This window comes from Streptomyces djakartensis, assembly GCF_014651075.1.
Classification (GTDB): domain Bacteria; phylum Actinomycetota; class Actinomycetes; order Streptomycetales; family Streptomycetaceae; genus Streptomyces; species Streptomyces djakartensis.
On sequence record NZ_BMWE01000003.1, the window covers coordinates 292106 to 318744 of the forward strand.

20 protein-coding genes and 1 tRNA gene are annotated in these 26639 nt (G+C 71.5%); 17 read left to right on the forward strand and 4 right to left on the reverse strand.

The window, feature by feature from the left end; genetic code table 11:
- Positions 1-3: 3 nt before the first annotated feature.
- Positions 4-2364: an SCO7613 C-terminal domain-containing membrane protein gene (locus IE212_RS07215; RefSeq protein WP_190196860.1), complete on the reverse strand. Its 2361-nt coding sequence runs from the start codon at positions 2362-2364 to the stop codon at positions 4-6.
- A 99-nt stretch (positions 2365-2463) separates the two neighbouring features.
- Between IE212_RS07215 and IE212_RS07220 the strand changes: the two genes are divergently transcribed.
- Complete coding sequence (locus IE212_RS07220; RefSeq protein WP_190196861.1) at positions 2464-2910, forward strand: SRPBCC family protein; 447 nt, start codon at positions 2464-2466, stop codon at positions 2908-2910.
- A 39-nt stretch (positions 2911-2949) separates the two neighbouring features.
- Positions 2950-3021: transfer RNA gene (locus tag IE212_RS07225), tRNA-Val, on the forward strand.
- Positions 3022-3078: 57 nt separating this feature from the next.
- On the opposite strand, the gene IE212_RS07230 is transcribed toward IE212_RS07225, so the two are convergent.
- The gene (locus tag IE212_RS07230; RefSeq protein WP_190197001.1) at positions 3079-3807 is read right to left on the reverse strand and encodes a 3'-5' exonuclease; all 729 of its coding nucleotides are present in this window, start codon (positions 3805-3807) and stop codon (positions 3079-3081) included.
- A 167-nt stretch (positions 3808-3974) separates the two neighbouring features.
- Between IE212_RS07230 and IE212_RS07235 the strand changes: the two genes are divergently transcribed.
- The 4 genes from IE212_RS07235 (at position 3975) to IE212_RS07250 (ending at position 8467) form a co-directional block, all read left to right on the forward strand.
- Entirely contained in the window at positions 3975-4541 is a 567-nt protein-coding gene (locus IE212_RS07235; protein WP_190196862.1) for a DUF4365 domain-containing protein, read from the forward strand.
- Positions 4538-5767, forward strand: a complete 1230-nt coding sequence (locus tag IE212_RS07240) for a hypothetical protein (RefSeq protein ID WP_190196863.1) — start codon at positions 4538-4540, stop codon at positions 5765-5767. The genes IE212_RS07235 and IE212_RS07240 overlap by 4 nt, the downstream gene beginning before the upstream one ends.
- 94 nt (positions 5768-5861) lie before the next feature.
- Complete coding sequence (gene thrS / locus IE212_RS07245) at positions 5862-7838, forward strand: threonine--tRNA ligase (RefSeq protein ID WP_190196864.1); 1977 nt, start codon at positions 5862-5864, stop codon at positions 7836-7838.
- Between the two features lie 68 nt (positions 7839-7906).
- Entirely contained in the window at positions 7907-8467 is a 561-nt protein-coding gene (locus tag IE212_RS07250; RefSeq protein WP_190196865.1) for an HIT family protein, read from the forward strand.
- Positions 8468-8605: 138 nt separating this feature from the next.
- Here the strand turns inward: IE212_RS07250 and IE212_RS07255 are convergent, their stop codons facing one another.
- Positions 8606-10273 carry an AbeC-like domain-containing protein gene (locus IE212_RS07255; protein WP_190196866.1) on the reverse strand — a complete coding sequence of 556 codons (1668 nt, stop codon included), beginning with the start codon at positions 10271-10273 and terminating at the stop codon, positions 8606-8608.
- A gap of 169 nt (positions 10274-10442) precedes the next feature.
- Positions 10443-12641 (reverse strand): elongation factor G-like protein EF-G2, encoded by a 2199-nt coding sequence (locus IE212_RS07260; RefSeq protein WP_190196867.1) that lies wholly within the window; start codon positions 12639-12641, stop codon positions 10443-10445.
- 217 nt (positions 12642-12858) lie between these two features.
- Between IE212_RS07260 and pgsA the strand changes: the two genes are divergently transcribed.
- The 11 genes from pgsA to IE212_RS07315 all read left to right on the forward strand — a co-directional run bounded on the left by pgsA (position 12859) and on the right by IE212_RS07315 (position 26552).
- Entirely contained in the window at positions 12859-13623 is a 765-nt protein-coding gene (gene pgsA, locus IE212_RS07265) for a phosphatidylinositol phosphate synthase (protein ID WP_190197002.1), read from the forward strand.
- Positions 13620-14528, forward strand: a complete 909-nt coding sequence (locus IE212_RS07270; RefSeq protein ID WP_190196868.1) for a phosphatidylinositol mannoside acyltransferase — start codon at positions 13620-13622, stop codon at positions 14526-14528. The genes pgsA and IE212_RS07270 overlap by 4 nt, the downstream gene beginning before the upstream one ends.
- Complete coding sequence (locus IE212_RS07275; RefSeq protein WP_190196869.1) at positions 14525-15688, forward strand: glycosyltransferase family 4 protein; 1164 nt, start codon at positions 14525-14527, stop codon at positions 15686-15688. The genes IE212_RS07270 and IE212_RS07275 overlap by 4 nt, the downstream gene beginning before the upstream one ends.
- A gap of 92 nt (positions 15689-15780) precedes the next feature.
- Complete coding sequence (locus IE212_RS07280; RefSeq protein WP_190196870.1) at positions 15781-16323, forward strand: LemA family protein; 543 nt, start codon at positions 15781-15783, stop codon at positions 16321-16323.
- Between the two features lie 564 nt (positions 16324-16887).
- Positions 16888-18522: an AbfB domain-containing protein gene (locus IE212_RS07285; protein WP_190196871.1), complete on the forward strand. Its 1635-nt coding sequence runs from the start codon at positions 16888-16890 to the stop codon at positions 18520-18522.
- A 42-nt stretch (positions 18523-18564) separates the two neighbouring features.
- Complete coding sequence (locus IE212_RS07290) at positions 18565-19656, forward strand: hypothetical protein (protein ID WP_229864112.1); 1092 nt, start codon at positions 18565-18567, stop codon at positions 19654-19656.
- A gap of 232 nt (positions 19657-19888) precedes the next feature.
- Positions 19889-23791: a hypothetical protein gene (locus IE212_RS07295; RefSeq protein ID WP_190196873.1), complete on the forward strand. Its 3903-nt coding sequence runs from the start codon at positions 19889-19891 to the stop codon at positions 23789-23791.
- Between the two features lie 5 nt (positions 23792-23796).
- Positions 23797-24057 carry a hypothetical protein gene (locus tag IE212_RS07300; RefSeq protein ID WP_190196874.1) on the forward strand — a complete coding sequence of 87 codons (261 nt, stop codon included), beginning with the start codon at positions 23797-23799 and terminating at the stop codon, positions 24055-24057.
- Positions 24058-24222: 165 nt separating this feature from the next.
- The gene (pdxS, locus tag IE212_RS07305) at positions 24223-25128 is read left to right on the forward strand and encodes a pyridoxal 5'-phosphate synthase lyase subunit PdxS (RefSeq protein WP_190196875.1); all 906 of its coding nucleotides are present in this window, start codon (positions 24223-24225) and stop codon (positions 25126-25128) included.
- A gap of 14 nt (positions 25129-25142) precedes the next feature.
- A complete protein-coding gene (pdxT, locus tag IE212_RS07310; protein ID WP_190196876.1) occupies positions 25143-25748 on the forward strand; it encodes a pyridoxal 5'-phosphate synthase glutaminase subunit PdxT in 606 nt (201 codons plus the stop codon).
- A 51-nt stretch (positions 25749-25799) separates the two neighbouring features.
- Positions 25800-26552 carry a YebC/PmpR family DNA-binding transcriptional regulator gene (locus IE212_RS07315; protein WP_190196877.1) on the forward strand — a complete coding sequence of 251 codons (753 nt, stop codon included), beginning with the start codon at positions 25800-25802 and terminating at the stop codon, positions 26550-26552.
- Positions 26553-26639: the final 87 nt, after the last annotated feature.

Here is a 26639-nt window from a genome sequence, read left to right on the forward strand (position 1 = left end):
GAGCTAGTTCATCCTCCCCAGTACCTCCCGCACCCGCCGGACGTCCCTCAGCCGCTGCTCGTACGTGGCTCCGAGCGCGAGCAGCAGGAGTCCCGCGAGGGCGGGAGGTGCCCAGCGGGGGAGTGCCCCGGTCACCTGCACGACGTACGGCGCGAGTTCGTGCAGCGTGACCAGGGCCAGTACCGTGCCGCCGAGCACCAGCGGCGCCTGGAGGCGGTGCCGGGCTCCCAGCAGGGTCACCAGCAGCGCGGCCGCGCCCAGCAGCAGCGGCCGGGTCCAGCCCGGGTCGCCCCAGGCCGCGACGAGACTCGGCACGAGGGTGGCCGCGAGCCCGGGACCGTGGGCCGCCCAGGAGGAGGCCTGCGGATCGCGCCGCAGCCGCAGGGCGCCGACCACCAGAGCCGGAACGGTCACCGGGAGCGTGTACGCCTCGGGTGTGGCGACCTCCCAGGCGGCCAGGCGCACCCAGGCGGCCAGCACGAACAGGGCCGTGGCCGCGTAACCGGCCCGGCGACGCCCCGGACGCAGCGCCGTGCCCGCGGCGATCACTCCGCACAGGGCGAGCACCAGGGCGAGCAGCGGTGGTTCCGTGACGGCGAGGCCCACGGCGAGCACGCCGGTGGCGGCTCCCGCGACCTCGACCGGCACGGTCGCCCGGGACCCGTCGAGGCGTGCCGCGAGCAGGGCGGCGGCCACGGGGACGGCAAGGACCAGCAGGGCGACGCGGGCCGGTGCCCAGTCCGCGGCGGCACCCGTCGCCGAGGCCAGGGCGGCGGCGTACCCGAGGGCGGCCGGAGCCGTCACGGGTGCCATGGCCGGCTGCCACGAGGCCGCCGCGAACAGTGCCGTCAGCACCGACAGCACCACGAGGGTGGCGCTCTGGGAGGCGAGGGACACCAGGGTGAGACATGCGGAGATGACCAGGGCGAGGACGAGGGCGGCGGTCCGTGCGGCGGGCACCGCCGTCCGGCACAGGTACAGGGCAGCCGCTGTCAGCACCACCTGAACCAGCAGGCCCGCGACGTACGGGATGTCGAGGACCGCCGGGAGGATCAGCGCCGTGGCCGCCCCCAGACCGAGCGCGCCGGTCCGCGCCCGGGCACGCCACCCCTGCGCACGGACCGCCAGGGCGAGAACCACCGCGACGGCCACCAGGACAAGCGGTGCTCCCGACGCGCCGGGCGGCCAGGGGGCTTCGACGGTGACCGCCGCCCGCGCGTCCGCCGGCGCACCGCTCCACACCCGGCCCAGCCAGCCGGCCGGTCCCAGCGTCACCACGGCGACGACGGGCAGCGTCCACAGCACGGCCAGTGCCTGCACGACACCGGAGGCCCAGGCGAAGCCCACCCGCACCCGGTCCGGCAGCCACCCGGCCCGCAGCGCCGCCAGCAGCGCGATCCCGCAGGCCAGACAGGCCGGAACCGTCCACATCCCCGGCGTCCAGGAGCGGACCACGCCGCCGAGCGCGCCGACCGTGAGCAGCCCCGAGGCCACCGCGAGGCCCAGAGGGTGCTTCCCGCCCGGGCTCTGCCAGGCGGCGCCCAGCGCGATCGCCGCGGCGAACAGCAGGAGGACCCCGGCACGAGCGGCCGCGGCCGGACCGCCGGCCGCCAGGGACAGCCAGGCCGCGGCCAGGACGCCGCAGCCGCCCACGGCGTACGCACCGGCCATGGCGGTGATCCGTACCGACTTGGTCACGACGCGCAATGCCACCGCGGCGTCGAACCCGGCCGTCACCAGCACGGCGGCCGTCATCGTGTACGGACCCGCGTCCACGGCCAGGGCGCACAACGGCAGCGGGAACTGGGCCGCCGTCAAGGCACAGGGGAGGGGCAGCCGGAGCGCGGACGTGGCGGGCAGCAGCCCGTACGCCGACCAGACCACCGCCAGCACCGCCGACGCGGCCGACGCGTACCCGGTGCCGTCCACCCCGGCGAGGGCGGCCGCGTACAGCGCGTAGGCATCCAGCACACTCAGCGCCAGCCCGAGCCCCGCCACGGACTCGGCCGTCGAACGCAGCCCCCGCCGCAGCGACACCACCGGCGCGGCGAGCGCGGCGAGCGTCACCGCGCCGAGCACCAGCGCCCGCCCGGCGATCCCCAGATGTCCCCAGCTGACCAGCGTGAACACCGCCGCCGCGAGGGTGAGCAGGACACCGCCGAGCACCAGGAGTACGTTCTGCACGCCGGGCGCCGTGGTCTCCGGGCGGGGCGGCGCCGCGGACGGCGCCTGCGGCCGCGTCTGTCGCAGGGTCGCGACCAGCCAGGCGCGACGGGTCAGCAACTGGGTGCGTCGGGCATCCAGTTGCCGGAGTTCGGCATCGAGGAGCCGCAACTCCTCGGCCGGGGGCGGAAGGTGTGTCATGCCCGGCAGTGTGGTGCGGGTCACCTCCTGCGGGCATGAGTGCGGGTACTCAGGCGCGTACTCAGACAGCGCACCACGGTCAGTGGGCAGACTGGCGCCATGGACTGGAACCACTACCGCTTCCGCAGCCGGTGGGCCCTGCCCGCGCCGCCCGCCACCGTGTACCAGGCGCTGGAGCGCGCCGAGGAGTACCCCCGGTGGTGGCCCCAGGTCCGGGAGGTGACCCGGTTCGACGACACGACCGGCGTGCTCCGGATCCGCTCCGTCCTGCCGTACGACATGACCTTCACGGCGCGCGAGGTGCGGCGCGACCCCGCGGCCGGGGTGCTGGAGAGCTCCCTGTCCGGCGACATCGAGGGCTGGGCACGCTGGACGGTCACGCCGCTCGGGACCGGCACCCTCGCGCGGTACGAGCAGGTCGTCGACGTCCGCAAGCCGCTGCTGCGCTGGCTCGCGCTGCCCTGCCGGCCCGTCTTCCGGGCCAATCACCGGCTGATGATGCGGGCGGGCGCACGCGGACTGGCCGGCCATCTCCAAGCGGTTTGAAGGAAACGTGCCGGGACCTGTATTGTTCAGTGCGTTCCCGGGCGATTAGCTCAGTGGGAGAGCGCTTCGTTCACACCGAAGAGGTCACTGGTTCGAACCCAGTATCGCCCACCGGAAACAGCCGGTCCGTCTCAGACGGGCCGGTTTTTTTCATGCCCGCACCAGGTCTCAGGCCGCCGCCGGCAGGTCCGGACGCAGCGGCCAGGCAGGGTCGACCGCCTCCTCCACCCCGCTGCGCGCGAACCACGCCTGCAGCCCCCGGGCCTGCGCCGCGTGCCACACCGCCTGCAGCGTGTGCAGCTCACCCGGAGCGAGCCGCTCCAGCCGGGTCGCGAAGCGCCGGCCCACCGCTCGGGTGACCTCCAGCGCCGCCACGGCGTCGGCCGCCGCGTCGTGCGCCCCTTCCAGGGCTACGCCGTAGTGCGCGCACAGATCCGTCAGCGTGCGGCGGCCCTTGCGGTACCGGTCCAGATGCTTGTCCAGGACCCTCGGGTCGAGCACGCACAGGGGCGCCGACTCCAGCCAGCGGCCCAGGGACGAGGCGCGGTGGCGGCGCAACTCCCGGTCGAGCAGCGTCAGATCGAACGGCGCGTTCATCACCACCACCGGACGGCCGACGTGGGCCTGCTCGGCCAGCGCCTCCGCTATCTCGTACATCACCGGCGCCGGCCAGCGCCCGTTGCGCTGCAAGTGTTCCTCCGTCAGTCCGTGCACCGCCGTCGCCTCGGCGGGCACCGGAACCCCCGGGTTCACCAGCCAGCGGCTGACCCTCGGCCGGACGCCCGGGGCGTCCTGGACGACCACGGCGGCCGACACGATCCGGTCGGTCTCGACGTCCACGCCCGTGGTCTCCGTGTCGAAGGCGGCCAACGGCCCCTCGTACCAGCACGTCGTCATAGCCATCAACCCCTTGTCGACCTTCGGCAGTTGACGCACCGTCCGCTGCCCGATCCGGTGATACCCGGGCTGTTTGCGCCGTACGCCGGAAGGAGACAACAGAAGTACGGGTTGATGCAGTTCAGCGGCCCGCACGGGGACTCACTTGTTCTGGAAGGCTGTTGGCCATGGCCGTTGCGCAGCCCGAACGGGGCGGGCTGCTGCCCGAGCGCACGGCTCCCTCTCGCGGCACTCTCGCCACCACCGCCTGCATGGAGACACTGCAGGTCGGCTATCTGCACGCCGTCGCGGCGGCCGCCGGCTGCTCGCTGTCACAGCCCTTCCCGGACAACGGCATCGACTGGCACGTCAGCCACAGCGCCCCCGGGCACACGGTCGACGACGAGGTCACCATCAAGGTGCAGCTCAAGGCCACCTACCAGGTGCCGCCGAACCCACCGGGGCGCACCTTCGCCTTCACACTCGACAACGACCACCTGGCCAAGCTCGCCCGCACCCCCGTCTCCGTGCACAAGATCCTGGTGGTGATGCTGGTGCCGCGCTCCCAGGACGACTGGCTGCGCGCCGGTCACGACCGGCTCGACCTCCGGCACTGCTGCTACTGGACCAACCTCGCCGGCCACCCGATCACCGGCCGCCGCCGCACCACCGTGCGGATACCGACTTCACGCATCTTCGACGACCGCGCGCTGTGCGAGATCATGACGCGGGCCGGGACGGGAGGCAGACCGTGACGCACCGCCCGACGCAGGAGCCCCTACGGCAGGTCCGGCCGCACCCGGCCGAGACCACGGGCCGGTACGGCAGCCCGCCCGAGCCCGCGGACGTCGACCCGGCCGTCCTGAGCATCCTGCTGCGCCGGCACGGCTGGCGGCGGCGCGGCGGCGCCCCCGGGCGCTACGGCCGCTGGACCCCGCCCGGTCCCGGCACGGGCGGCACCAGCCTGCTGGTGCCCGAGAGCCGCGCCTTCCCCGACAGCGACGACCTGCTCGGCGAGGCGCTGCTCGCCCTGTCCCGCAGCGGCTCGCCGTCGGCGCGCGAGGTCCTCGTCGCCCTCGCCGTGCCCAGCGACGAGATCCGCTGGTGGCACGACGTACCGGCCGGGCCCGCCGGTGCGGCGCCCTGGACCGTCGAGGACCGGCTGCGCACCGCCGCCCGACGTATGCTGCTAGCGGCGGCGCTCGCCACCCGCGCACGGGCCGGCTACCACGGGGCCCGCCACCGCCGCCTCGCCGCCGCGTCCCTGGAGCATGTCCTCGTCGGCTCCGCCACCGACGGCAGGCTCACCGCCTTCGTGCCCGTCGCCGGCGGCCGCCCGCTCGCCGTACGTCTCCACCACGCCCTGTTCGCCGCCCGGGAGGCCATCGACTACCAGCGCGCCACCGGTGGCATGGACGCCTTCGACGGGGCGGTCGAGGCCGGAGTGAGCCATGAGCTCACCGAGGCGCTCGTGACCCTGGTCGGGGGCACCGAGGGCGCCCGGATCGCCGTCGACTGGGCCCCGGCGGCCGGAGTGCCCGAGGGCTGCGCGCCCTCCGCCGGGCCCGTCGAGTTCTCCCCCGGCGACCTGCCCGCGCTGCGCGAGGCCGGCGCACGCTACCGCCGCCAGGAACCCGCCGTGCCGGTCCAGATCACCGGAACGGTCGTCCGTATGCGCAGGTCGGGACCGCGTGGGGAGGGCACCGTACGGCTGCGGGTACTCGCCGGGAGCGACGTGCCGCACGTGCGGATCACCCTGGACGAGGAGGCGTACCGGATCGCCGGGCACGCCCACCTCGTCGGGTTGCCGGTGCGGGTGCGGGGGCGACTGGAGAGCCGCGGCGGGTTCCGGCGCCTCACCGGCGCCCACGGGGTCGTGCCGGTGCACGTCGACGACGCCGACCGGGACCGGATGATGAAGGAGCTCCACGAGAACCTCGACTTCTTCGAGGAAGCCTGCGGCGGGGACTGCGGGGACTGATTTCGCCCAGGGCGGTCCGAGGTCGGTACGATCCTTACTCGTGCGCGCGCTCCGGTATGGCGCACGCAGCCCCACCTTCAGTCAGGAGAGACCGGTGTCAGACGTCCGTGTGATCATCCAGCGCGATTCCGAGCGGGAAGAACGCGTGGTGACGACGGGCACTACGGCCGCCGAGCTCTTCGCCGGCGAGCGGTCGGTCGTCGCCGCGCGTGTGGCCGGCGAGCTCAAGGACCTGTCGTACGCCCTCCGCGACGGCGACGAGGTCGAAGGCGTCGAGATCTCCTCCGAGGACGGCCTCAACATCCTGCGCCACTCCACCGCGCACGTCATGGCGCAGGCCGTGCAGGAGCTCTTCCCCGAGGCCAAGCTCGGCATCGGCCCGCCCGTCAAGGACGGCTTCTACTACGACTTCGACGTCGAGAAGCCGTTCACGCCCGAGGATCTCAAGGCCATCGAGAAGAAGATGCAGGAGATCCAGAAGCGCGGCCAGAGGTTCTCCCGCCGCGTGGTCACCGACGAGGCCGCCCGCGAGGAGCTGGCGAACGAGCCGTACAAGCTGGAGCTGATCGGCCTCAAGGGCTCCGCGTCCAGCGACGACGGCGCGGACGTCGAGGTCGGCGCCGGCGAGCTGACGATCTACGACAACCTTGACGCCAAGACGGGCGAGCTGTGCTGGAAGGACCTCTGCCGCGGTCCCCACCTGCCCTCGACCCGGGCGATCCCGGCGTTCAAGCTGATGCGCAACGCGGCCGCCTACTGGCGCGGCAGCGAGAAGAACCCCATGCTCCAGCGCATCTACGGCACGGCCTGGCCGACCAAGGACGAGCTGAAGCAGCACCTGGAGTTCCTCGCCGAGGCCGAGAAGCGCGACCACCGCAAGCTCGGCAGCGAACTCGACCTGTTCTCGATCCCCGAGCAGATCGGCTCCGGGCTGGCCGTCTTCCACCCCAAGGGCGGCATCATCCGCCGCGTCATGGAGGACTACTCGCGCCGCCGCCACGAGGAGGAGGGCTACGAGTTCGTCTACACCCCGCACGCGACGAAGGGGAAGCTCTTCGAGACCTCGGGCCACCTGGACTGGTACGCCGACGGCATGTACCCGCCCATGCAGCTCGACGAGGGCGTGGACTACTACCTCAAGCCCATGAACTGCCCGATGCACAACCTGATCTTCGACGCGCGCGGGCGCTCCTACCGTGAGCTGCCGCTGCGCCTGTTCGAGTTCGGAACCGTGTACCGGTACGAGAAGTCCGGCGTCGTGCACGGCCTGACCCGCGCCCGCGGCTTCACCCAGGACGACGCGCACATCTACTGCACCCGCGAGCAGATGTCGGAGGAGCTCGACAAGACGCTCACCTTCGTCCTCGGCCTGCTCCGCGACTACGGTCTGACCGACTTCTACCTGGAGCTGTCCACCAAGGACCCGGAGAAGTTCGTCGGCTCGGACGAGGCCTGGGAGGAGGCGACCGAGACCCTCCGCAAGGTCGCCGAGAAGCAGGAACTGCCCCTCGTCCCGGACCCGGGCGGCGCCGCCTTCTACGGGCCGAAGATCTCCGTCCAGGCCAAGGACGCCATCGGCCGCACCTGGCAGATGTCGACCATCCAGCTCGACTTCAACCTGCCGGAGCGCTTCGACCTGGAGTACACCGGCGCGGACGGCGCCAAGCAGCGCCCCGTGATGATCCACCGCGCGCTGTTCGGCTCGATCGAGCGGTTCTTCGCGGTGCTCCTGGAGCACTACGCCGGTGCCTTCCCGGCGTGGCTCGCGCCGGTCCAGGCGGTCGGCATCCCGATCGGTGACGCGCACGTCGAGTACCTGGAGAAGTTCGCGGCGGCGGCCAGGCAGAAGGGCCTGCGCGTCGAGGTGGACTCCTCCTCCGACCGGATGCAGAAGAAGATCCGCAACGCCCAGAAGCAGAAGGTGCCCTTCATGGTCATCGCGGGCGACGAGGACATGTCCCACGGGTCGGTGTCCTTCCGCTACCGCGACGGCTCGCAGGAGAACGGCATCCCGTTCGACGAGGCCATCACGAAGATCCAGAAGGTCGTCGAGGAGCGGGCGCAGGTCTGATCACACGGCGCACGGGCCCCCGGGGATGATCCCGGGGGCCTTTTGCCGTCCCCCCAGTTCGACGCCATATGCTGCACTGCATGACGAGTGAGCCGGAGCAGCAGCTGGGAGTGGGGACGCAGGACGCGTTCCAGCGTCTGTGGACACCCCACCGGATGGCGTACATCCAGGGTGAGAACAAGCCGACCGGCCCGGGCTCGGGTGACGGCTGCCCGTTCTGCTCGATCCCGGCCAAGTCCGACGAGGACGGGCTGGTCGTCAGGCGCGGCGAGCAGGTCTACGCGGTGCTCAACCTGTACCCGTACACCGGCGGGCACCTGATGACGGTGCCCTACCGCCACGTCGCCGACTACACCGAACTCACCGCGGGGGAGACCGCCGAGCTCGGCGAGCTCACCAAGCAGGCGATGACGGCCCTGCGCACGGCCTCCGGCGCTCACGGCTTCAACATCGGCATGAACCAGGGCTCGGTCGCCGGCGCGGGCATCGCGGCGCACCTGCACCAGCACATCGTGCCGCGCTGGGGCGGAGACACGAACTTCATGCCGGTGGTGGGCCACACCCGGGTACTTCCCCAACTCCTGGCCGACACGAGGAAGATGCTGTCGGAGGCCTGGCCGACCAGCTGAACCCGGCGAGCTCGGGCCTCCTCAGCCCGTCCGGCGTTTGAGGACGAGGCCGTTCAGGCCGACGGGGGTCTGGGGGCGCAGCCCCCAGGGACTCAATCCACAACCGGCCTGCGGCTGAACAGTTCGACCGCCGGAGGCCTAGGCGTCGTACACATCCGCCTTCTTCGGCGAAGCCTCCTGCACGGTCCCACTGAGCGCCGCCGACCGCGCCCCGAACTTCTCCACGTCCACCCCGTTCTCCCGCAGCACCTTCAACGCCGCCGCATGCACCACACGCAGCACAGGCGTCGCAGCCCGCAGCGCATCGTCCGCCATGAACCGGTGCCGCCACGGCTGATCCGCCCACGCGTGCCGCAGACCGAACGGCTCCGGAAGCGTCAGCTTGCCGCCGAGCCAGTTGAGCAACGGCGGATACCAGGTCAGCGGGGCCCGCGCGGCCAGCCGTACCACCTCGTCGGTGTCGATCAGCGGGAGCTTCACGGTGCGGGTCTCCCAGAACCGCAACGACTTCTGGACCGTCTTCTCCTTGGCCGCGGGTTTCTCGTTGAACAGCGGGTTGACCGGTCCCAGCGCGTGCCCCGTGACCTCGATGCGCAGGGTGTCGTGCAGCACGGTCACCGTGATCAGCATCGTGATCACCAGATGGCCGTCCCAGAGCGTCCACTGCACGCCCAGGTAGTGCCGGTCGCCGCTGCCGAACTGCTGCTTGTTGCAGATGTCCTGGATGGCGTGCGTCCGGACCGTGTACGCGTCGACGTCCGTGCCGCTCGGCCGGGACACCTCCGTCGCCTTCTCACCGATCGGCGTGACGATCCAGTGCGTGATCGACGGCTTGGGGAAGCCGCCGGTGTTGATGGACGTGCGCTCCAGCATGCCCAGGCCGCCCTGGATCGCCACGATGACGTCCCAGCTGCGGAAGGGATGGAACTCCTTGCCCGGCTCCGCGGAGACCAGCTCCTCGGCCAGCTGCCAGCTGCCCCAGCGCGTGCCCATGCCGAGTATGCCCTTGGGCCCGGCGTAGAAGACGGAGTTGGAGCGCTGCTCGGCGCCGAGGCGGGCCAGTTCCTTGCGCACCTGCTCGGCCGCGTCGCCGGGGTTGCCCGGCACGGCCTCGGGGATCTTGGCTCCCACGCCGCCGCCGGCCAGCAGACCCGCCCAGCGCTCCCGCAGGTCACGGGCCGTCCGCTCGCAGATGTGCTTGGCCCAGAACCAGCCGACGACCGGCATGACGACCGCCGCGCGCCCGTACAGCGCCCAGAAGCCCGTGAACGGCATGCGGACCAGGAACAGCACCGCGAGCGCGCCCACCGCGACCAGCAGGGTCGTGGCGAGGACCCCGGTGCGTTTGTCCTCGCGCTTGGCCATGGTGGTGCGCAGCGTGAACACCAGCAGCCACACCAGGAAGCCCGGAAGGAAAAGCACCCCGCAGAGCACCGTGACCGCCGAGAGCCAGTTGTCGCGGTCGCGGCGGATGCGGTGGGCCGCCAGACAGTGCTCCACCACGACCTGGGGCTCGATACCGAAGGACTGGATGACCGGCGCGCGCTCGGCACCCAGCATCCGGTCGATGATCGCGCGGGAGAAGGCCTCCCCGAGACGGGGGCGGAAGATCTTCGCCCAGGGGCGCGGCGGTGTCACCTTCGACTGGTGCCACTCGTTGTCGGCGGCGAGGATCTTGGTGACCTCGTCGTCCCGGTACGCCGCGGCGGCCAGTGCATAGGTCGCCGCCGTCTGGCCAGTCGCACCCGCCAAGGGCACCTGGGCCCCAGGGCTGAAGTCGAATCCGTCCGTCACTGCCGCCCCCATCGCTGCCGCACCTGCATTGCGGCCTTCCCGACTTCCGCGCTCCGCACACCTGTTGATCAGGTCATCAGCGTATCGGCAGACGCCGGCGTCCGTCGGCGGGCGGCCCGCAAGCCGCTCGCCGCTGCGGAAAGGAGTCCCCAAGGGTGAACTTGGTGGCGCCGGGCGCCAACTATGAGGCCGCGCGCGCCTCTTCGCGCACCCGTTCCGCCACCTGTGGCGGCATCGGCTCGTGCCGCGCGTAGCGGCGGCTGAAACGGGCTGTGCCGTGCGCCATCGACCGCAGGTCGATCGCGTAGCGGCCGATCTCGATCTCCGGCACCTCGGCCCGGATCAGGGTGCGCCCGCCGGGCGTCTGTTCGGTGCCGAGCACCCGGCCGCGGCGCCCCGACAGATCGCTCATCACGGCACCCACGAAGTCGTCGCCGATCAGTACCGACACCTCGGCCACCGGCTCCAGCAGATGGATCTTCGCGTCCACCGCGGCCTCCCGCAGCGCGAGCGCGCCGGCCGTCTGGAACGCGGCGTCGGAGGAGTCCACCGAGTGCGCCTTGCCGTCCAGCAGGGTCACGCGTACGTCGATGAGCGGATACCCGGCGGCGACTCCCTTGGCGGCCTGGGCCCGTACACCCTTCTCCACCGACGGGATGAACTGCCGCGGCACCGCGCCGCCGACGACCTTGTCCACGAACTCGATGCCCGAACCCCCCGGCAGCGGCTCGACCTCGATCTCGCAGATGGCGAACTGGCCGTGCCCACCGGACTGCTTGACGTGCCGGCCGCGCCCGGCCGACCTGCTCGCGAACGTCTCACGCAGGGAGACCCGGTGCGGGACGACGTCGACCTGGACGCCGTACCGGCTGCGCAGCCGCTCCAGGGCGACGTCCGCGTGCGCCTCGCCCAGGCACCACAGGACGACCTGGTGGGTGTCCTGGTTCTGTTCGAGTCGCATCGTAGGGTCCTCGGCCACCAGCCGGGCCAGGCCCTGGGAGAGCTTGTCCTCGTCCGGTTTGCTGTGCGCCTGGATCGCCAGCGGCAGCAGCGGGTCGGGCATCTGCCACGGCTCCATGAGCAGCGGGTCGTCCTTGGCGGACAGGGTGTCACCGGTCTCGGCGCGGCTCAGCTTGGCCACGCACGCGAGGTCGCCCGCGATGACGTGCGACACCGGCCGCTGCAGTTTGCCGAACGGCGTGGACAGGGCGCCGATCCGCTCGTCGACGTCGTGGTCCTCGTGCCCGCGGTCGGCCAGCCCGTGCCCGGAGACGTGCACCGTCTGGTCGGCGCGCAGGGTGCCGGAGAACACCCGGATCAGGGACAGCCGGCCGACGTACGGGTCGGAGGACGTCTTCACGACCTCGGCGACCAGCGGAGCGTCCGGATCGCACGGCTTGAGCTCGCGCGGCTCGCCGTCGACGGTGGTGACCCGCACCGTCTCGTGCTCCAGCGGCGTCGGGAAGCCCCGCGTGATCAGCTCCAGCAGTTCCACGGTGCCGAGCCCCTGCCGGGAGCCCTCGGCCGCGGGGGCGGCGGCCAGGACCGGGAAGAAGGCACCGCGCGCGACGGCCCGCTCCAGGTCGTCGATCAGCGTCTTGACGTCGACCGGCTCCCCGCCCAGATAGCGGTCCATCAGGGTCTCGTCCTCGCTCTCCGAGATGATCCCCTCGATGAGCCGGTTGCGCGCCTCCTCGATCAGCGGCAGCTGGTCCTCGCCCGGCTCGGACTCCTTGCGCTCGCCGGTCGAGTAGTCGAACAGCTTCTGCGACAGCAGTCCGATCAGACCGGTGACGGGCGCGTGCCCGTCCGGGGCCTGAGGACCGTGCAGGGGCAGGTAGAGCGGCAGGACCGCATCGGGGTCGTCCGCGCCGAAGGCCTCCGCGCAGACCCGCGTCATCTCGTCGAAGTCCGCGCGCGCCGCTTCGAGGTGCGTGACGACGATGGCACGTGGCATGCCCACGGCCGCGCACTCCTCCCACACCATGCGGGTGGAGCCGTCCACGCCGTCCGAGGCCGAGACGACGAAGAGGGCCGCGTCCGCCGCCCGCAGACCGGCCCTGAGCTCCCCGACGAAGTCGGCGTATCCGGGGGTGTCGAGAAGGTTGACCTTGATGCCGTCCCATTCGACGGGCACCAGGGAGAGCTGTACCGAGCGCTGCTGCCGGTGCTCGATCTCGTCGTAGTCGGAGACGGTGCCGCCGTCCTCCACGCGGCCCGCCCGGTTCACCGCCCCCGCCGTGAGCGCGAGGGCTTCCACCAGCGTGGTCTTGCCCGATCCGGAGTGGCCGACCAGCACCACATTCCGTACGGACTGGGGGTGGTCGGCCGCCTGTGCCCTGCCGGCGGCTCCGGGGTGTGTCTGTGCCTTGTCGCCCATGATCCTGCCTCCCGTGCACGGTGAGGTCACTGTGGGCGCGGACACGCGGGATCCGCGTGCGGTGCGGCTCCGGCGACGCCCGCGGTCATTCGACCTTCCCACTCCCGTCCCGGTGCGTCCATACGAACGGCGTGATCGCCCCTCACGGCAGCCGCTTGACGGTTCAACCGAAGGGGTCAGGGTGCCCACCCCTCGCCCGCACCCGCGCGTGGCTACGATGGGCCAGCCGGTGGCCAGCAGGGGCCAGACGGCGACACCGACCCTCGGGAAGGCCATGCTGAACAAGTACGCGCGTGCATTCTTCACGCGTGTCCTCACACCGTTCGCCGCGTTTCTGATCCGGCGGGGCGTCAGCCCCGACACCGTCACGCTCATCGGCACCGCCGGTGTGGTCGCGGGCGCGCTGGTCTTCTACCCCATGGGCGAGTTCTTCTGGGGCACGGTCGTGATCACGCTGTTCGTGTTCTCCGACCTCGTCGACGGCAACATGGCCCGCCAGCTGGGCCGCTCCAGCCGCTGGGGCGCCTTCCTGGACTCCACGCTCGACCGGGTCGCCGACGGCGCGATCTTCGGTGGCTTCATCCTCTGGTACGCGGGCGGGGGCGACGACCTCGTCCTGTGCGCCGTCTCGATCTTCTGCCTGGCCAGCGGCCAGGTGGTGTCGTACACCAAGGCCCGAGGCGAGTCGATCGGCCTGCCGGTCGCCGTCAACGGGCTCGTCGAGCGCGCCGAACGGCTGGTGATCTCCCTGGTCGCGGCCGGTCTCGCGGGCCTGCACGCGTTCGGTGTCCCCGGCATCCAGTACCTGCTGCCCGTGGCCCTGTGGATCGTCGCCGTGGGCAGCCTCGTCACCCTGATCCAGCGGGTCGTCACGGTCCGCCGGGAGTCCGCCGAGGCCGAGCAGGCCGAGCAGGCCGAGGCGGCGCAGGACAATGAAGGCAAGCAGCAGAACGCCTCTCACGGGAGCGAGGCGGCCACGTGAGCGCCCAGGACCGCCTGACGGACGCGCTGTACGGCCTCGGCTGGGGCACGGTCAAGAAGCTCCCCGAGCCGGTCGCCGCCCGGCTCGGACGGACCATCGCCGACCTGGCCTGGAAGCAGCGGGGCAAGGGCGTGCAACGCCTGGAGAGCAACTACGCGCGCGTGGTGCCCGGCGCAGGCCCCGAGCGCCTCGCCGAGCTCTCGCGCGCGGGCATGCGGTCCTACCTGCGCTACTGGATGGAGTCCTTCCGGCTCCCCGCGTGGAGCGAGGAGCGCGTCAGGGACGGCTTCGAACCCAAGGACCTGCACCACCTCACCGAGGGCCTGGCCGCCGGCAAGGGCGTCATACTCGCCCTGCCGCACCTGGCCAACTGGGACCTGGCAGGCGCCTGGGTCACCACGGAGCTGGGCATCCCCTTCACCACGGTCGCGGAGCGCCTGAAGCCGGAGAGCCTGTACGACCGGTTCGTCGCCTACCGCGAGGGCCTCGGCATGGAGGTCCTGCCGCACAGCGGGGGCACCGCCTTCGGCACCCTGGCCCGGCGGCTGCGCGACGGTGGCCTGGTGTGCCTCGTCGCCGACCGTGACCTGTCCGCCTCCGGCGTAGAGGTCGGCTTCTTCGGCGACACGGCCCGGATGCCGGCCGGACCGGCTCTGCTCGCCCAGCAGACGGGCGCCCTGCTGCTGCCCGTCACGCTCTGGTACGACGAGTCGCCCGTGATGCGGGGTCGCGTCCACCCGCCGGTGGAGGTGCCCGAGTCGGGCACGCGCACCGAGAAGACGTCTGTCATGACACAGGCGCTGGCCGACGCCTTCGCCACCGGGATCGCCGACCACCCGGAGGACTGGCACATGCTGCAGCGTCTGTGGCTCGCGGACCTCGACCCCGCGAAGGGAACCTCGTGAGAATCGGCATCGTCTGCCCGTACTCCTGGGACGTACCGGGCGGCGTCCAGTTCCACATCCGGGACCTGGCCGAGTACTTCATCCGCCTCGGGCACGAGGTGTCCGTCCTCGCCCCGGCCGACGACGACACGCCCCTCCCGCCGTACGTCGTCTCGGCCGGACGCGCCGTACCGGTGCCGTACAACGGCTCGGTGGCCCGGCTGAACTTCGGCTTCCTGAGCGCCGCCCGGGTGCGCCGCTGGCTGCACGACGGCGCGTTCGACGTCATCCACATCCACGAGCCGACCTCGCCCTCGCTGGGCCTGCTGACCTGCTGGGCAGCCCAGGGCCCGATCGTGGCGACGTTCCACACCTCCAACCCGCGCTCCCGGGCCATGATCGCCGCGTACTCCATCCTCCAGGCCGCACTGGAGAAGATCAGCGCGCGGATCGCGGTGAGCGAGTACGCCCGCCGCACGCTCGTGGAGCACCTCGGCGGTGACGCGGTGGTGATCCCGAACGGCGTCGACGTCGACTTCTTCGCCGAGGCCGAGCCCAAGACCGAGTGGCAGGGCGACACGATCGGCTTCATCGGGCGCATCGACGAGCCCCGCAAGGGTCTGCCGGTGCTGATGAAGGCCCTGCCCAGGATCCTCGCCGCCCGGCCGCAGACCCGCCTTCTGGTCGCCGGGCGCGGCGACGAGAAGGAGGCGGTGGAGTCCCTGCCCGCCGAGCTGCGCTCCCGGGTCGAGTTCCTCGGCATGGTCAGCGACGAGGACAAGGCGCGCTTCCTGCGCAGCGTCGACCTGTACGTGGCGCCCAACACCGGCGGCGAGAGCTTCGGCATCATCCTGGTCGAGGCCATGTCCGCCGGAGCGCCCGTCCTCGCCTCCGACCTGGACGCCTTCGCGCAGGTCCTGGACCGCGGCGAGGCCGGCGAACTGTTCCCCAACGAGGACGCCGACGCCCTGGCCGACGCGGCCGTCCGGCTCCTGGACGACCCCGCCCGCCGCGCGGAACTGCGCGCACGGGGCAGCGCCCACGTACGCCGCTTCGACTGGTCGACGGTCGGCGCGGACATCCTGTCCGTGTACGAGACGGTGACGGCGGGAGCGGCGGCGGTAGCGGAGGACGAGCGCACGACGGGGCTCTGGGGAAGGCTGGGCCTGGCCCGGGACTGACCTGACACCTGGCTGCGGGGGAGTTTCGAGCCGGTGCGCGGGGCGGGGTGGGATGCACGGCCGGACCCGCCCTGGCGCTAGCCTTGCCGCCCGTGACCACCACTCTCATCTGGATCGCCGTGGCCCTGGTGGCGATCGGGCTCTACCTGAGCTGGACCGCCGGACGCCTCGACCGCCTCCACGCCCGGATCGACGCCGCCCGGGCCGCCCTGGACGCGCAGTTGCTGCGCCGGGCGTCGGTGGCCCAGGAGCTGGCCACCTCCGGAGTCCTGGACCCGGCCGCCTCGATCGTCCTGTACGAAGCCGCCCACGCCGCCCGCCAAGCCGAGGAAGATCAGCGGGAGGTCGCCGAGAGCGAGCTGAGCCAGGCACTGCGCGCCGTCTTCGCCGAGCCCGCGCAGGTGGAGGCGGTACGCGAGGCACCCGGGGGAGAGGAGGCGGCCAGGGAGCTCAGCGAGGCCGTCCGCCGGGTCCCCATGGCCCGGCGCTTCCACAACGACGCGGTACGGGCCGCTCGGGCCCTGCGCCGCCACCGCAAGGTGCGCTGGTTCCGGCTGGCCGGCCACGCGCCCTTCCCCATGGCCTTCGAAATGGACGACGAGCCTCCGGCGGCCCTGGTGGACCGGGCCGCCTAGGATCCATGCATCAGGGTCCGTGAGGGAACTGGCTTGATTCTGCTCATCCATAAATCGCCCCCCATTCTCAGCGGCACGAAAATCGTTGCGCGCTTCGATGAAGGTGGGTTAACGTCTTGGCGGCCGGCCTGACCAGCTTGGCCGGGTAGCGTGCTGGAGGGGAACCAAAAGGGCAGTGATGCTCTGAAGGACCGGGCGCTTCCCCAATTTCTGACTTCTGTGGGGGAAATCAAATTGCGGACGTCTGTGCTGTTGCGCTACCGAGTGCGTCTTCGCCTCAGGGCACGGTAGGCGTGCGCTTTTATCTGTGACACTTCAGCGCTTCCTCACGCTTTTGTAGTCTCGCATTCGTGAGGTCGCAGCCATATTCGGGGTCCTGAACCTCGCGCCCGCATGTCACCGATCGGCGTGTACGAGTACAGGTGTGCTGCGACGACCGCCGACGCGCCCGCCTGCCGCGCCCACTTCGCCGTGGCCGTCGCCCGCCCGAGCCTTCGGGCCCCCTCTGCATGCCCATTTGACGAGCCGCCAACACGTGACGGCAGAAAGGTTTCTTTTTCACCTATGAACAGCAATCACATCGCCTCTGCGCGTGTGGGGCGGATCGTGACGCGCGGCTTTGTGACCGCGACCGCCCTCGCGGCCGTCGCCGGCGCCGTCGCGCCGACAGCGGTCGCCGACAGCTCTCCGGACATCGCGGCATCGAACCTCGTGGCCGGCGCGGCGAGCATCGGCACGACCGACGCCCAGCGCGTCGAGGCCGCGGCCGTGGTCCGTCTGGACCCGACCGCCGAGGTGCTTCTGCTCAGCGACTACGACTTCATCCACGCGCTGTGGCAGAAGGCCAGCGACGCGGGCGAGAAGCTGGACGCGGTACGCACCGCCGCCGAGCAGGCGATGGCCAGCACGGTCGCCGAGGACCACGTGCGCTTCATCGTGACCGGCGTCCACGAGGCGTACCGGCTCGACCAGCAGCGGGAGCGGGAGAAGGCCGAAGCCGAGCGGGTGGCGCGGCTGGCCAAGTCGCAGGTCCTGCTCACCATCGGCATCCCCAGCACCCCTGAATTGCTGGCCCTCAGCGACGACAACTTCATCCGGGCCGTCGCCAGGCACGAGGCGTCCGGTCCCGAGGTGCGGGCCGCGGCACTGCAGGCGCTGTCCGGTGAGCCGGCGGACTGGCGGGAGTTCATCGTCAACGGCGCCCGCGAGGCGCACAAACGCGACGTGGCCAAGGAACTCGAGGACCTGGCCGAGAAGGACCGCCTGGAGGCCGAGCGCCGCAAGGAGCTCGCCGCGCGCAAGAACGCCGCGGCCCTGTTCCGGATCACTCCCTCCGAGGCCATGCTCGGGCTGAGCGACGACAACTTCATCCGCGAGCTGCTGCGCCTGGCCGCCGCCGACCTGCACGGCACCGAGCTGTATGCCGAGGGGCAGCGCGCGACCAGCAGCTCGGATCCGGCCGTGTGGAAGGCGTACATCCACACCGGCGCCGACGCCGCGTACAAGCGCGACGACGAGAACCGGCGCAAGAAGCTCGCCGAGGCCAACCGCAAGCTCGCTCTCCAGATCCAGGCCGCCGCCGAGAACGGGGGAGTCAACCCCAACCTGGTCGCCGCGGCCAAAAAGGCTTTGGCCGGCAGTGACGACGACGTCGCCGTCTTCCTGAAGGCGGACACCCAGTACCGGCTCAAGCGCCAGTCCCTCAGGGCGTGGGGGGACGGTGAGTACGCGCGCCAGTCCAGCGCGAACGGCGGGAAGGTCGTCCTCAACGGCACGCTCAAGAGCACCAGCGCACAGGCCGACCGCGAGGACGCCACCTGGGTCATCGTGCCCTCCCTCGCCAGCCGGCCGGGGTGCTACTCCTTCGAGTCCGTGCGCAAGCCCGGCTACTACATCAGGAGCGGCAAGGCCGAGAGGAACGGACTGCGCGTGGAGATCGCCGCGGACGATCGGAGCGCTGCGTTCCGGAAGAGTGCCACGTGGTGCACACGGCCGTTCCCGGCGCGGCCGCTGCCCAGCCCGATCAACGGTGTGTCCTTCAAGCAGGACGCCGGTAGCGGCGTGAACTGGCTGGCGCCCACGACGACGGAGGTCTACGCCCGTTCGGAGATGTCGTTCCCCCTGCCCGGTGGTGTCCCGGGTGAAGCCCAGCCGGTGCGGATGGCGGCCTGGCGCGTCACCGCACCGATGGCACCCTGACGAGCGAGGGCGGCAGTGGTGGCAGATTCCGCCGGTCACGGCGTGAGACGTCAGAGATGGGCCGTGTCCGCGCTGGTGGTCGCGGTGCTGGCCGGTGGCGGCGCACCGGTGCACGCGGCGCCCGCTGGGGCTGACACGCCCGCGGTGGCCGCCGACCTGGCCGACCCGACGTCGCTGGTGGCCGCAGCCGCGGCGGACGAGGCGCGGGCGCGTGTGCTGCGGCTGGCCAAATCGGGTCTGCCCGCGGAGATCCGCACCTCGGCGTGGAACGCGCTGCGCAGTACGCGCGGAGACGCGGCGATCGCGGAGTGGCTGGCCCCCGGGGGCGGTTACGACGCGGCGAAGCAGCGCCTGCGTGACGCGCGCTCACGCAACCGGGCGTTCTGCGAACGGGTGGTGAGCACGCATCCGGTGGCCTTCTCCCCGGAGGTGCGGTCGGCCGCCGAGCGGGCGCTGAAGGGCACCGACGCCGATCGGGCCGCGTTCGTGAAGACCGGTTACGCCGAGGCGCAGCAGCGTGACCGCGTGATGCGGGAGGCTGACGCGCAGCGCCGTCTGGAGGTGGCCGCGAAGGACCGTGCCTTCGTGCGGGCGGTCGCGGACGGCGATCCGGGCGAACAGGTGCGGGTGGCGGCGCAGTGGGCGCTGCGTCCCGGCTCCACGGACGCGGACGTCGCGGAGTTCTTCGGCTACGGCTGGGCGACGGGCGCGGCGTTGGACGTCGAGGCGTACCGCCTTCGGGTGGCGGACGGGGAGGTGCGGCGACAGCACGCGCTGTCTTTGCTGGTCGCGCGTGCGGTGGCCGCGGAGGAGGCGTTGAAGTCGTCGGCCGACGCGGCGAAGGCGCGTGCCGAGGCCGAGCTGGCCTGGCGGGCGGTCGCCGATCACGCGGACGGCGCGCAGAAGGCCTGGCTGGCCGAGCAGGAGGCGGCCAGGGCGCAGGCGGAGAGCTGGCAGAACATCGCCCGGCTGTCCAAGGAGAGCGCGGACGCCATCTGGGAGAAGATCAGCGCGCCGGCCGAGGCCCGGCAGAGTGACTGGGCCGCGGAGCAGGCGGAAGCCGCCCTGACGGCCGCCTTCTGGAAGGACATGGCAGACCGGGCCCGGGACAGCGAGAACCGCGTCCAGGGCTGACGCCGCGGGCCCGGCGCACACCGCGCCGGGCCGGTCCACCGGGCCGACGGCCACACAGCGGCTCTGTACTGCTGCCGCCCTTCGCGGCCGAGGCCCCGCTCACCCCTGCCCGCGCACAGAGGGCGGGGAATTTTTTTGCCGACGTCCTCTGACTTGTCAACTTATTGAAGGAGTTCCCGTGAGGGGAAGATTCCGGCTGAGAGCCGGAACATTACGCGGGCGGGTGCCCGGAATGCTGGGCAAGGCGGTGTCGACCGTCATGGCCCTGGCCGTCCTCGGCGGTGTGGCCGGCGAGGCCCGTGCCGTCACACCGGAGAGGCCGGGCGACGGGATTGAGCTGACACGCATCCTGGCCGGATTACCGAAGCCGGAGACCGACCCGGTCCCGGCGCGTTCCTCTCTGGAGGAGGCTGCCGAGGACCGCGATCGGCAATTGGTGGAGGACTTCGCGGAGTTCGACGAGGAGGAGGAGGTCCGCGAGGCAGCCAGGAAGGCGTTGGAGAGTACGGATCCGAATGCGATCCGTGACTTCCTGGAGCGGGGAGAAGCCGAGGCACGGCAGCGTGCCAAGGACAAGAGGGACACTGCGGACGTCGCCAACCGTCGTCAGATCGAGGCGATGCGCGGCACGGGCGGCCCGTTCTTCAACGCGGAGGTCGAGCGGGTCCTGAAGGGAACAGCCCGCGACCGCGCCGACTTCCTGGCCTTCGGTGCCGAGATCGCGCGGCAGCGGGACAAAGCGACGGAGCAGAACGACAAGGAACGCGCGGCGGAGAACCGCAAGCGGGTGGAGATGCTCGTCGCGGTGGGCGGTCCGGAGGTCAAGCGGACCGCACAGGAAGCCCTCGCCACGGGCGACGACAAGGTGATCGCCGAGTTCCTGGAGAAGGGTTACCTGGTCGCCGCGGAGAAGGACGCGGACGACCGGGCCGCGCACGAGAAGGCGCAGAAGGAGGCGCTGGAGGCCGCGGAGCGGCTGCGCAAGCTGGCGGAGCAGGCGGCCACGGCCGCCGAGGCCCGTACCAAGCTGATCGCCGCGCACGGCAAGGCGGTGAAGGATCTCAAGACCGCCTCGAACGCGATGAGCGCGGCGGCTGCGCAGTCCCGCGAGGCCGACCGGATGCTGGCCGCCGACCGGGCGGGCAAGCGCCTGTCGGACTACGGGCCGGTCAAGACCGAGATCGCCCGGCAGGTCGGTATCGCCGAGGACGCGGCCAAGCAGGCGCAGGTGGCGGCGGGCCAGGCCAAGGTACAAGCCGGCGTTCTGGTCGAGACGGGGCTCACCCACGGCGTCCAGTGGGCGGAGGTCGCCTCCGGTATCGAGGCCGCGGCGGACGCTGCGGCCAAGGCTGCGGCCACCGCGCAGCAAGCCGTGGGAGCGACAGCCGCCGACGCCGCCGGGCTGAACTCCAAGAACCAGGCCGAGCTCCACGCCCGGCAGGCCGCCAAGTGGCGGGAGAACGCCGAGGAGCACGCGAAGGCGGCGGCCCGGCTCGCCGAGGCGGCGGCCAGGCAGGCGAAGATCGCGGCGGACGCGGCGGCCAAGTCCCGCCAGGCCAGGATCGAAGCCGAGCAGGCCGAGAAGCAGGCGTGGGACCACGCCCAGAGGACGCGCGCCGCGCGGATCGAAGCGCAGCGGCAGGCCAAGATCGCAGCGGACCAGCGGGCGATCGCCGAACGCGAGCGTGACCTGGCGGCGGCCGCACGGGCGCGTGCCGAACAGGAACGCGATGTGGCCGCTCAGGCACGCGCGCGTGCCGAGGCCGAAGCGCGGACCGCGTCGGCCAAGCGGGCCGATGCCCAGAGCGCCGCGGCCGTGGCGGCCGAGAAGCGGGCCACCGCGCAGGCCCAGGAGGGTATCGCCGCCAAGGCCGACGAGCTGGCCAGGGGCGAGGAGACCAAGGCCCGCAACGCCCGGAACAAGGCGGTGGAGGCCGAACGCGTCCACAGGGCGGAAGAGGCCCGGGCCAGGGCGACCGAAGCGCTGGCCGCCAAGGCGAAGGGAACCGAGCACGCCGAGACCGCGCGCACGGCGGCCACGGAGGCACGATCCGCTGCGAACGCGGCAGGGACTGCCGCCGGTTCGGCCCGTGGCGCTGCGGATCAGGCGTCCGAGGCGGCGGTGCGTTCGCGTTCGGCGGCCATCGAGGCCGCCGGTGCGGCCGCGCGGGCGCGGGCAGCGGCCAGTGAAGCCGCGGCGCACGCCGCGCGGGCAAACGCCGCGGCCAACAAGGCCGAAGCCGCCGCCTTCGCCGCGAACGCGGCGGCGAACAAGGCGGAGTCCGAGGCCGCGGCCACGCGTGCCGCGGCGCAGCGGGCCAACGCCAAGGCGGCCGAGGCCACCGCGCAGGAAGCCCGGGCCGGCATCGCCGCCCACGAGGCCTCCCGGCTCGCCGGGCTCGCCGCCCTCCACGCCAACCAGGCTCTCCAGGCGGCCAACCGCACCCGGGAGGAAGCCGACGGCGCCACCAGGGAAGCGGCGATGGCCCGCCTGCAGTCGACCATCGCCGTCCAGGCCGCCACCTCCGCCCGTACCACCGCCTCCGGAATCGCCGACCCGGCCAACACCGCCATCCAGATCACCGCGCCGTTCACCGGCACCGACGTGAACGCCGACTTCGCCGCGGAGGTCGCCCAGGCCGCCCAGGCGATGGGCCAGGCGGAGGTGACCAAGGCCGAGGCCAGAGCGGTGGAGGCGGTCAAGGCCGCCGAAGCGGCCGAAGCCGCCGCCGCACGTGCCAACGCCGAGGTGGGTCCCGCGTTCAAGGCGGCGGCAGCGGCGGCGCGTTCCTCCGCGGACGCGGCACGCTCCTCCGTGGCCGCGATGAAATCCGCGGCCCAGGCCGCCGAGGACGGAGCCAAGGCCCGAGCCGCGGCGGCACGGGCCGACGAGGCCGACGCCCAGGCGCAGGCCGACGCGAAACTCGCCCGCCAGGCCGCCGACCAGGCATTCGCGGACGCGGCAGCGGCCCGCAACGCCGCCACCCAGGCCGAGGCCGAGGCCGCACGCGCCCGGGGAGCCGCCGCCGAAGCGGAGAACCATGCCGCGGCCGCGAGCAGCGCCGCCACGCTGGCCGAGAAGGAGGCGAGCGTCGCCCAGAGTGCGGCCACCCAGGCGGAGAAGGACGCCGCCGACGCCGCCAAGCTCGCCACCTCGGCCGAGGAGCACGCCAAGTCGGCGGAGACCGCCGCCAAGAACGCCGGCACCTACGCCAAGGAGGCCGACGAGGCCGCCAAGAAGGCCGAGGAGTACCAGCGCGAACTGGAGCGAAAGGAACGCGAGGAGGCCGCTAAGGGCAAGAAGGACGCCCCGAGTGACCTTTCGGACGCTGACCGCAAGGCGCTCGAAGCAGCGGGTATGACCCCCGCCGAGTACGAGGCGGCCCGCGCACTCGCCCAGCAGGACCTGCTCGACTACCTGAAGGAGAACGGCGGCGAGCTCCTCGTCGAACTGTTCGCCGAGGACATCAAGGAGTGCTGGGACGCTCCCGACGTCGGGATCTGCCTCTGGGCCATCATCCAGAACCTCGGCCCGGCCAAGGCGCTCAAGATCGCCAGCAAGCTGCCGAGAATCGCGAAGGCCATCGCGGGGATCAACGGTTTTCTCGACAAGACGGCCAAGGCGAGGAAACTTGTCGACAAGGGCGAGAAGTTCATCGAGGAAATCAGACGAAAAATCCCGGACTGCTTCGCGAAGAAGGCCAAGGGCCGTAAGTCCGGAGTTTCCCCCAAGTCCGCGATGCGCCTGGCCGGAAGCAGGGGCAAGGGAGACGACGACTGCCCGGCAGTGACGGTCTCCATCTACCGGACACCCAAGATGGTCGACAAGGACTACGAGTTGAAGAACGGGCCGAACGGGGCCGCGCACACAGGAGGCGATGCCTCCGTCTACTTCGGGGAGTACAGCGTGGCCAAGGAATACGTGGGCAGCGGAAGTGGCCCCTTTGCTGATGGTATGATCCGCTATGAAATGTCCCCCGAATTCCTGGCCAAGTTCGCCGATTGCGCCGAGCGATACGACTGGAAGGGGCCGGACGGCAAGCCTCGCATCGAGTTCGTCATCCCGGTCGACCGGCTGAAGGACTTCAACGATCTCACCGTCAAGCGTGAGTGGCTGAAGGGCAAGAAGGACTGACGGCCATGGACTATCACTTGCACCATGAAGTCGACGTGACCGTGGTCGCCGCCCGCCCGTGGGGCCTGGAGGTCGAATCGGGACATGGTTCCCGCGGCTTCATCGACAACACGAAGAGCCCGGCATGGCCGTCGGGTGATCAACAGGCTCTGGTCGGCACCGTCCTGCGTGCCGTCGTCATCGACGACCGGCGGGACCCCGTCCGGCTGAGCACCCTCGACACGGACATACGGATCGCCCGCGAGAAGAGGAGCCGTTCCTCCTAGGGCAAGCAGCTCACGAGGCCCCACCGGCCGGGACGCCGGTGGGGCCCTCCCGCGCGTCGCTCACCAAAAAAATCCACCGGCTTCCCATTGGCCCTTGATGTGGACCGGTCCCCTCGCGTTTCCTCGGTGCTCGCAGTAACCCTCTTTCACCCAGCGAGGTCACCCGTGTCCATCTCCGAGAACCAGGCCCCCGAGACCGGCACCGCCCGTGTGAAGCGCGGCATGGCAGAGCAGCTCAAGGGCGGCGTCATCATGGACGTCGTCACGCCGGAGCAGGCGAAGATCGCCGAGGACGCGGGAGCCGTCGCCGTCATGGCCCTGGAGCGGGTCCCGGCCGACATCCGCAAGGACGGCGGCGTGGCCCGCATGTCCGACCCGGACATGATCGAGGGCATCATCGAAGCCGTCTCCATCCCGGTGATGGCCAAGTCCCGCATCGGCCACTTCGTCGAGGCCCAGGTGCTGCAGTCCCTCGGCGTCGACTACATCGACGAGTCCGAGGTCCTCACCCCGGCCGACGAGGTCAACCACTCCGACAAGTGGGCCTTCACCACGCCGTTCGTCTGTGGCGCCACCAACCTGGGCGAGGCCCTGCGCCGCATCGCCGAGGGCGCCGCGATGATCCGGTCCAAGGGCGAGGCCGGCACCGGCAACGTCGTCGAGGCCGTCCGTCACCTGCGCCAGATCAAGAACGAGATCGCCCGCCTGCGCGGCTACGACAACAACGAGCTGTACGCCGCCGCCAAGGAACTGCGCGCCCCGTACGAGCTGGTCAAGGAAGTCTCCGAGCTCGGCAAGCTCCCCGTGGTGCTGTTCTCCGCCGGTGGCGTCGCCACCCCGGCCGACGCGGCCCTGATGCGCCAGCTCGGCGCCGAGGGCGTCTTCGTCGGCTCCGGCATCTTCAAGTCCGGTGACCCGGCCAAGCGTGCCGCCGCCATCGTCAAGGCCACCACCTTCTACGACGACCCGAAGATCGTCGCCGACGCGTCCCGCAACCTCGGCGAGGCCATGGTGGGCATCAACTGCGACACCCTCCCCGAGGCCGAGCGCTACGCCAACCGCGGCTGGTAAGGCACATCAGAGACATGACCGAAGCACCTGTGATCGGCGTCCTGGCCCTCCAGGGCGACGTACGGGAGCACCTCGTCGCCCTGGCCGCGGCCGACGCCGTGGCCAGGCCGGTGCGGCGCCCCGAAGAACTCGCCGAGGTGGACGGCCTCGTGATCCCCGGCGGCGAGTCCACCACCATCTCCAAGCTGGCCGTCCTGTTCGGGGTGATGGAGCCCCTCCGCGCGCGTGTGCGGGACGGCCTGCCCGTCTACGGCACCTGCGCCGGCATGATCATGCTCGCCGACAAGATACTCGACCCGCGCTCGGGCCAGGAGACCATCGGCGGCATCGACATGATCGTGCGCCGCAACGCCTTCGGCCGGCAGAACGAGTCCTTCGAGGCGGCCGTCGAGGTCAGGGGTGTCGAGGGCGACCCCGTGGAGGGCGTCTTCATCCGAGCCCCCTGGGTCGAGTCCGTCGGCGCCGGGGCCGAGGTGCTCGCCGAGCACGGCGGCCACATCGTCGCCGTCCGCCAGGGCAACGCGCTGGCCACGTCGTTCCACCCGGAACTGACCGGTGACCACCGTGTGCACGCCCTGTTCGTCGAGATGGTGCGCGCGAACCGGGCAGCCGACTCCTAGTAGGATTCCTGCGTTCGTTGCTGAGATGGGTTACGCGAAGGAGACAGGCAGATGTCCGGCCACTCTAAATGGGCCACGACGAAGCACAAGAAGGCCGTCATCGATGCCAAGCGCGGCAAGCTCTTCGCGAAGCTGATCAAGAACATCGAGGTGGCGGCCCGGATGGGCGGCGCCGACCCCGAGGGCAACCCGACGCTGTACGACGCCATTCAGAAGGCGAAGAAGTCGTCGGTCCCCAACAAGAACATCGACTCCGCGGTCAAGCGCGGCGCGGGCCTGGAGGCCGGCGGCGCCGACTACGAGACGATCATGTACGAGGGCTACGGCCCGAACGGCGTCGCGGTGCTCATCGAGTGCCTCACCGACAACCGCAACCGCGCCGCCTCCGAGGTCCGCGTCGCCATGACCCGCAACGGCGGCTCCATGGCCGACCCGGGCTCGGTGTCCTATCTGTTCAACCGCAAGGGCGTCGTGATCGTCCCCAAGGGCGAGCTGACCGAGGACGACGTGCTGACCGCCGTGCTCGACGCGGGCGCCGAGGAGGTCAACGACCTCGGTGAGAGCTTCGAGGTCCTCAGCGAGGCCACCGACCTGGTCGCGGTCCGCACCGCCCTCCAGGACGCCGGCATCGACTACGACTCCGCCGACGCCAACTTCGTCCCGACCATGCAGGTCGAACTGGACGAGGAGGGCGCCAAGAAGATCTTCAAGCTGATCGACGCGCTCGAGGACAGCGACGACGTGCAGAACGTCTTCGCCAACTTCGACGTCAGCGACGAGGTCATGGAGAAGGTCGACGCGTAACGCTGCCGCGAATGTGCGAGCGCCGCGATCTCGGCGGGCCGGGGGACACGAGTCCTCCGGCCCGCTGTCGTTGTCAGTGGCAGCGGA

Bases quoted from the DNA above. Each gene is read 5' to 3' on its own strand.
- IE212_RS07250 (WP_190196865.1), top strand. From the start codon at position 7,907: ATGCTGCACTGCATGACGAGTGAGCCGGAGCAGCAGCTGGGAGTGGGG.
- IE212_RS07235 (WP_190196862.1), top strand. From the start codon at position 3,975: ATGGCCGTTGCGCAGCCCGAACGGGGCGGGCTGCTGCCCGAGCGCACG.
- IE212_RS07295 (WP_190196873.1), top strand. From the start codon at position 19,889: ATGCTGGGCAAGGCGGTGTCGACCGTCATGGCCCTGGCCGTCCTCGGC.
- IE212_RS07255 (WP_190196866.1), bottom strand. From the start codon at position 10,273: ATGGGGGCGGCAGTGACGGACGGATTCGACTTCAGCCCTGGGGCCCAG.
- IE212_RS07230 (WP_190197001.1), bottom strand. From the start codon at position 3,807: ATGACGACGTGCTGGTACGAGGGGCCGTTGGCCGCCTTCGACACGGAG.
- pdxT (WP_190196876.1), top strand. From the start codon at position 25,143: ATGACCGAAGCACCTGTGATCGGCGTCCTGGCCCTCCAGGGCGACGTA.
- IE212_RS07315 (WP_190196877.1), top strand. From the start codon at position 25,800: ATGTCCGGCCACTCTAAATGGGCCACGACGAAGCACAAGAAGGCCGTC.
- IE212_RS07260 (WP_190196867.1), bottom strand. From the start codon at position 12,641: ATGGGCGACAAGGCACAGACACACCCCGGAGCCGCCGGCAGGGCACAG.
- IE212_RS07220 (WP_190196861.1), top strand. From the start codon at position 2,464: ATGGACTGGAACCACTACCGCTTCCGCAGCCGGTGGGCCCTGCCCGCG.
- IE212_RS07300 (WP_190196874.1), top strand. From the start codon at position 23,797: ATGGACTATCACTTGCACCATGAAGTCGACGTGACCGTGGTCGCCGCC.
- IE212_RS07215 (WP_190196860.1), bottom strand. From the start codon at position 2,364: ATGACACACCTTCCGCCCCCGGCCGAGGAGTTGCGGCTCCTCGATGCC.
- IE212_RS07285 (WP_190196871.1), top strand. From the start codon at position 16,888: ATGAACAGCAATCACATCGCCTCTGCGCGTGTGGGGCGGATCGTGACG.
- pgsA (WP_190197002.1), top strand. From the start codon at position 12,859: ATGGGCCAGCCGGTGGCCAGCAGGGGCCAGACGGCGACACCGACCCTC.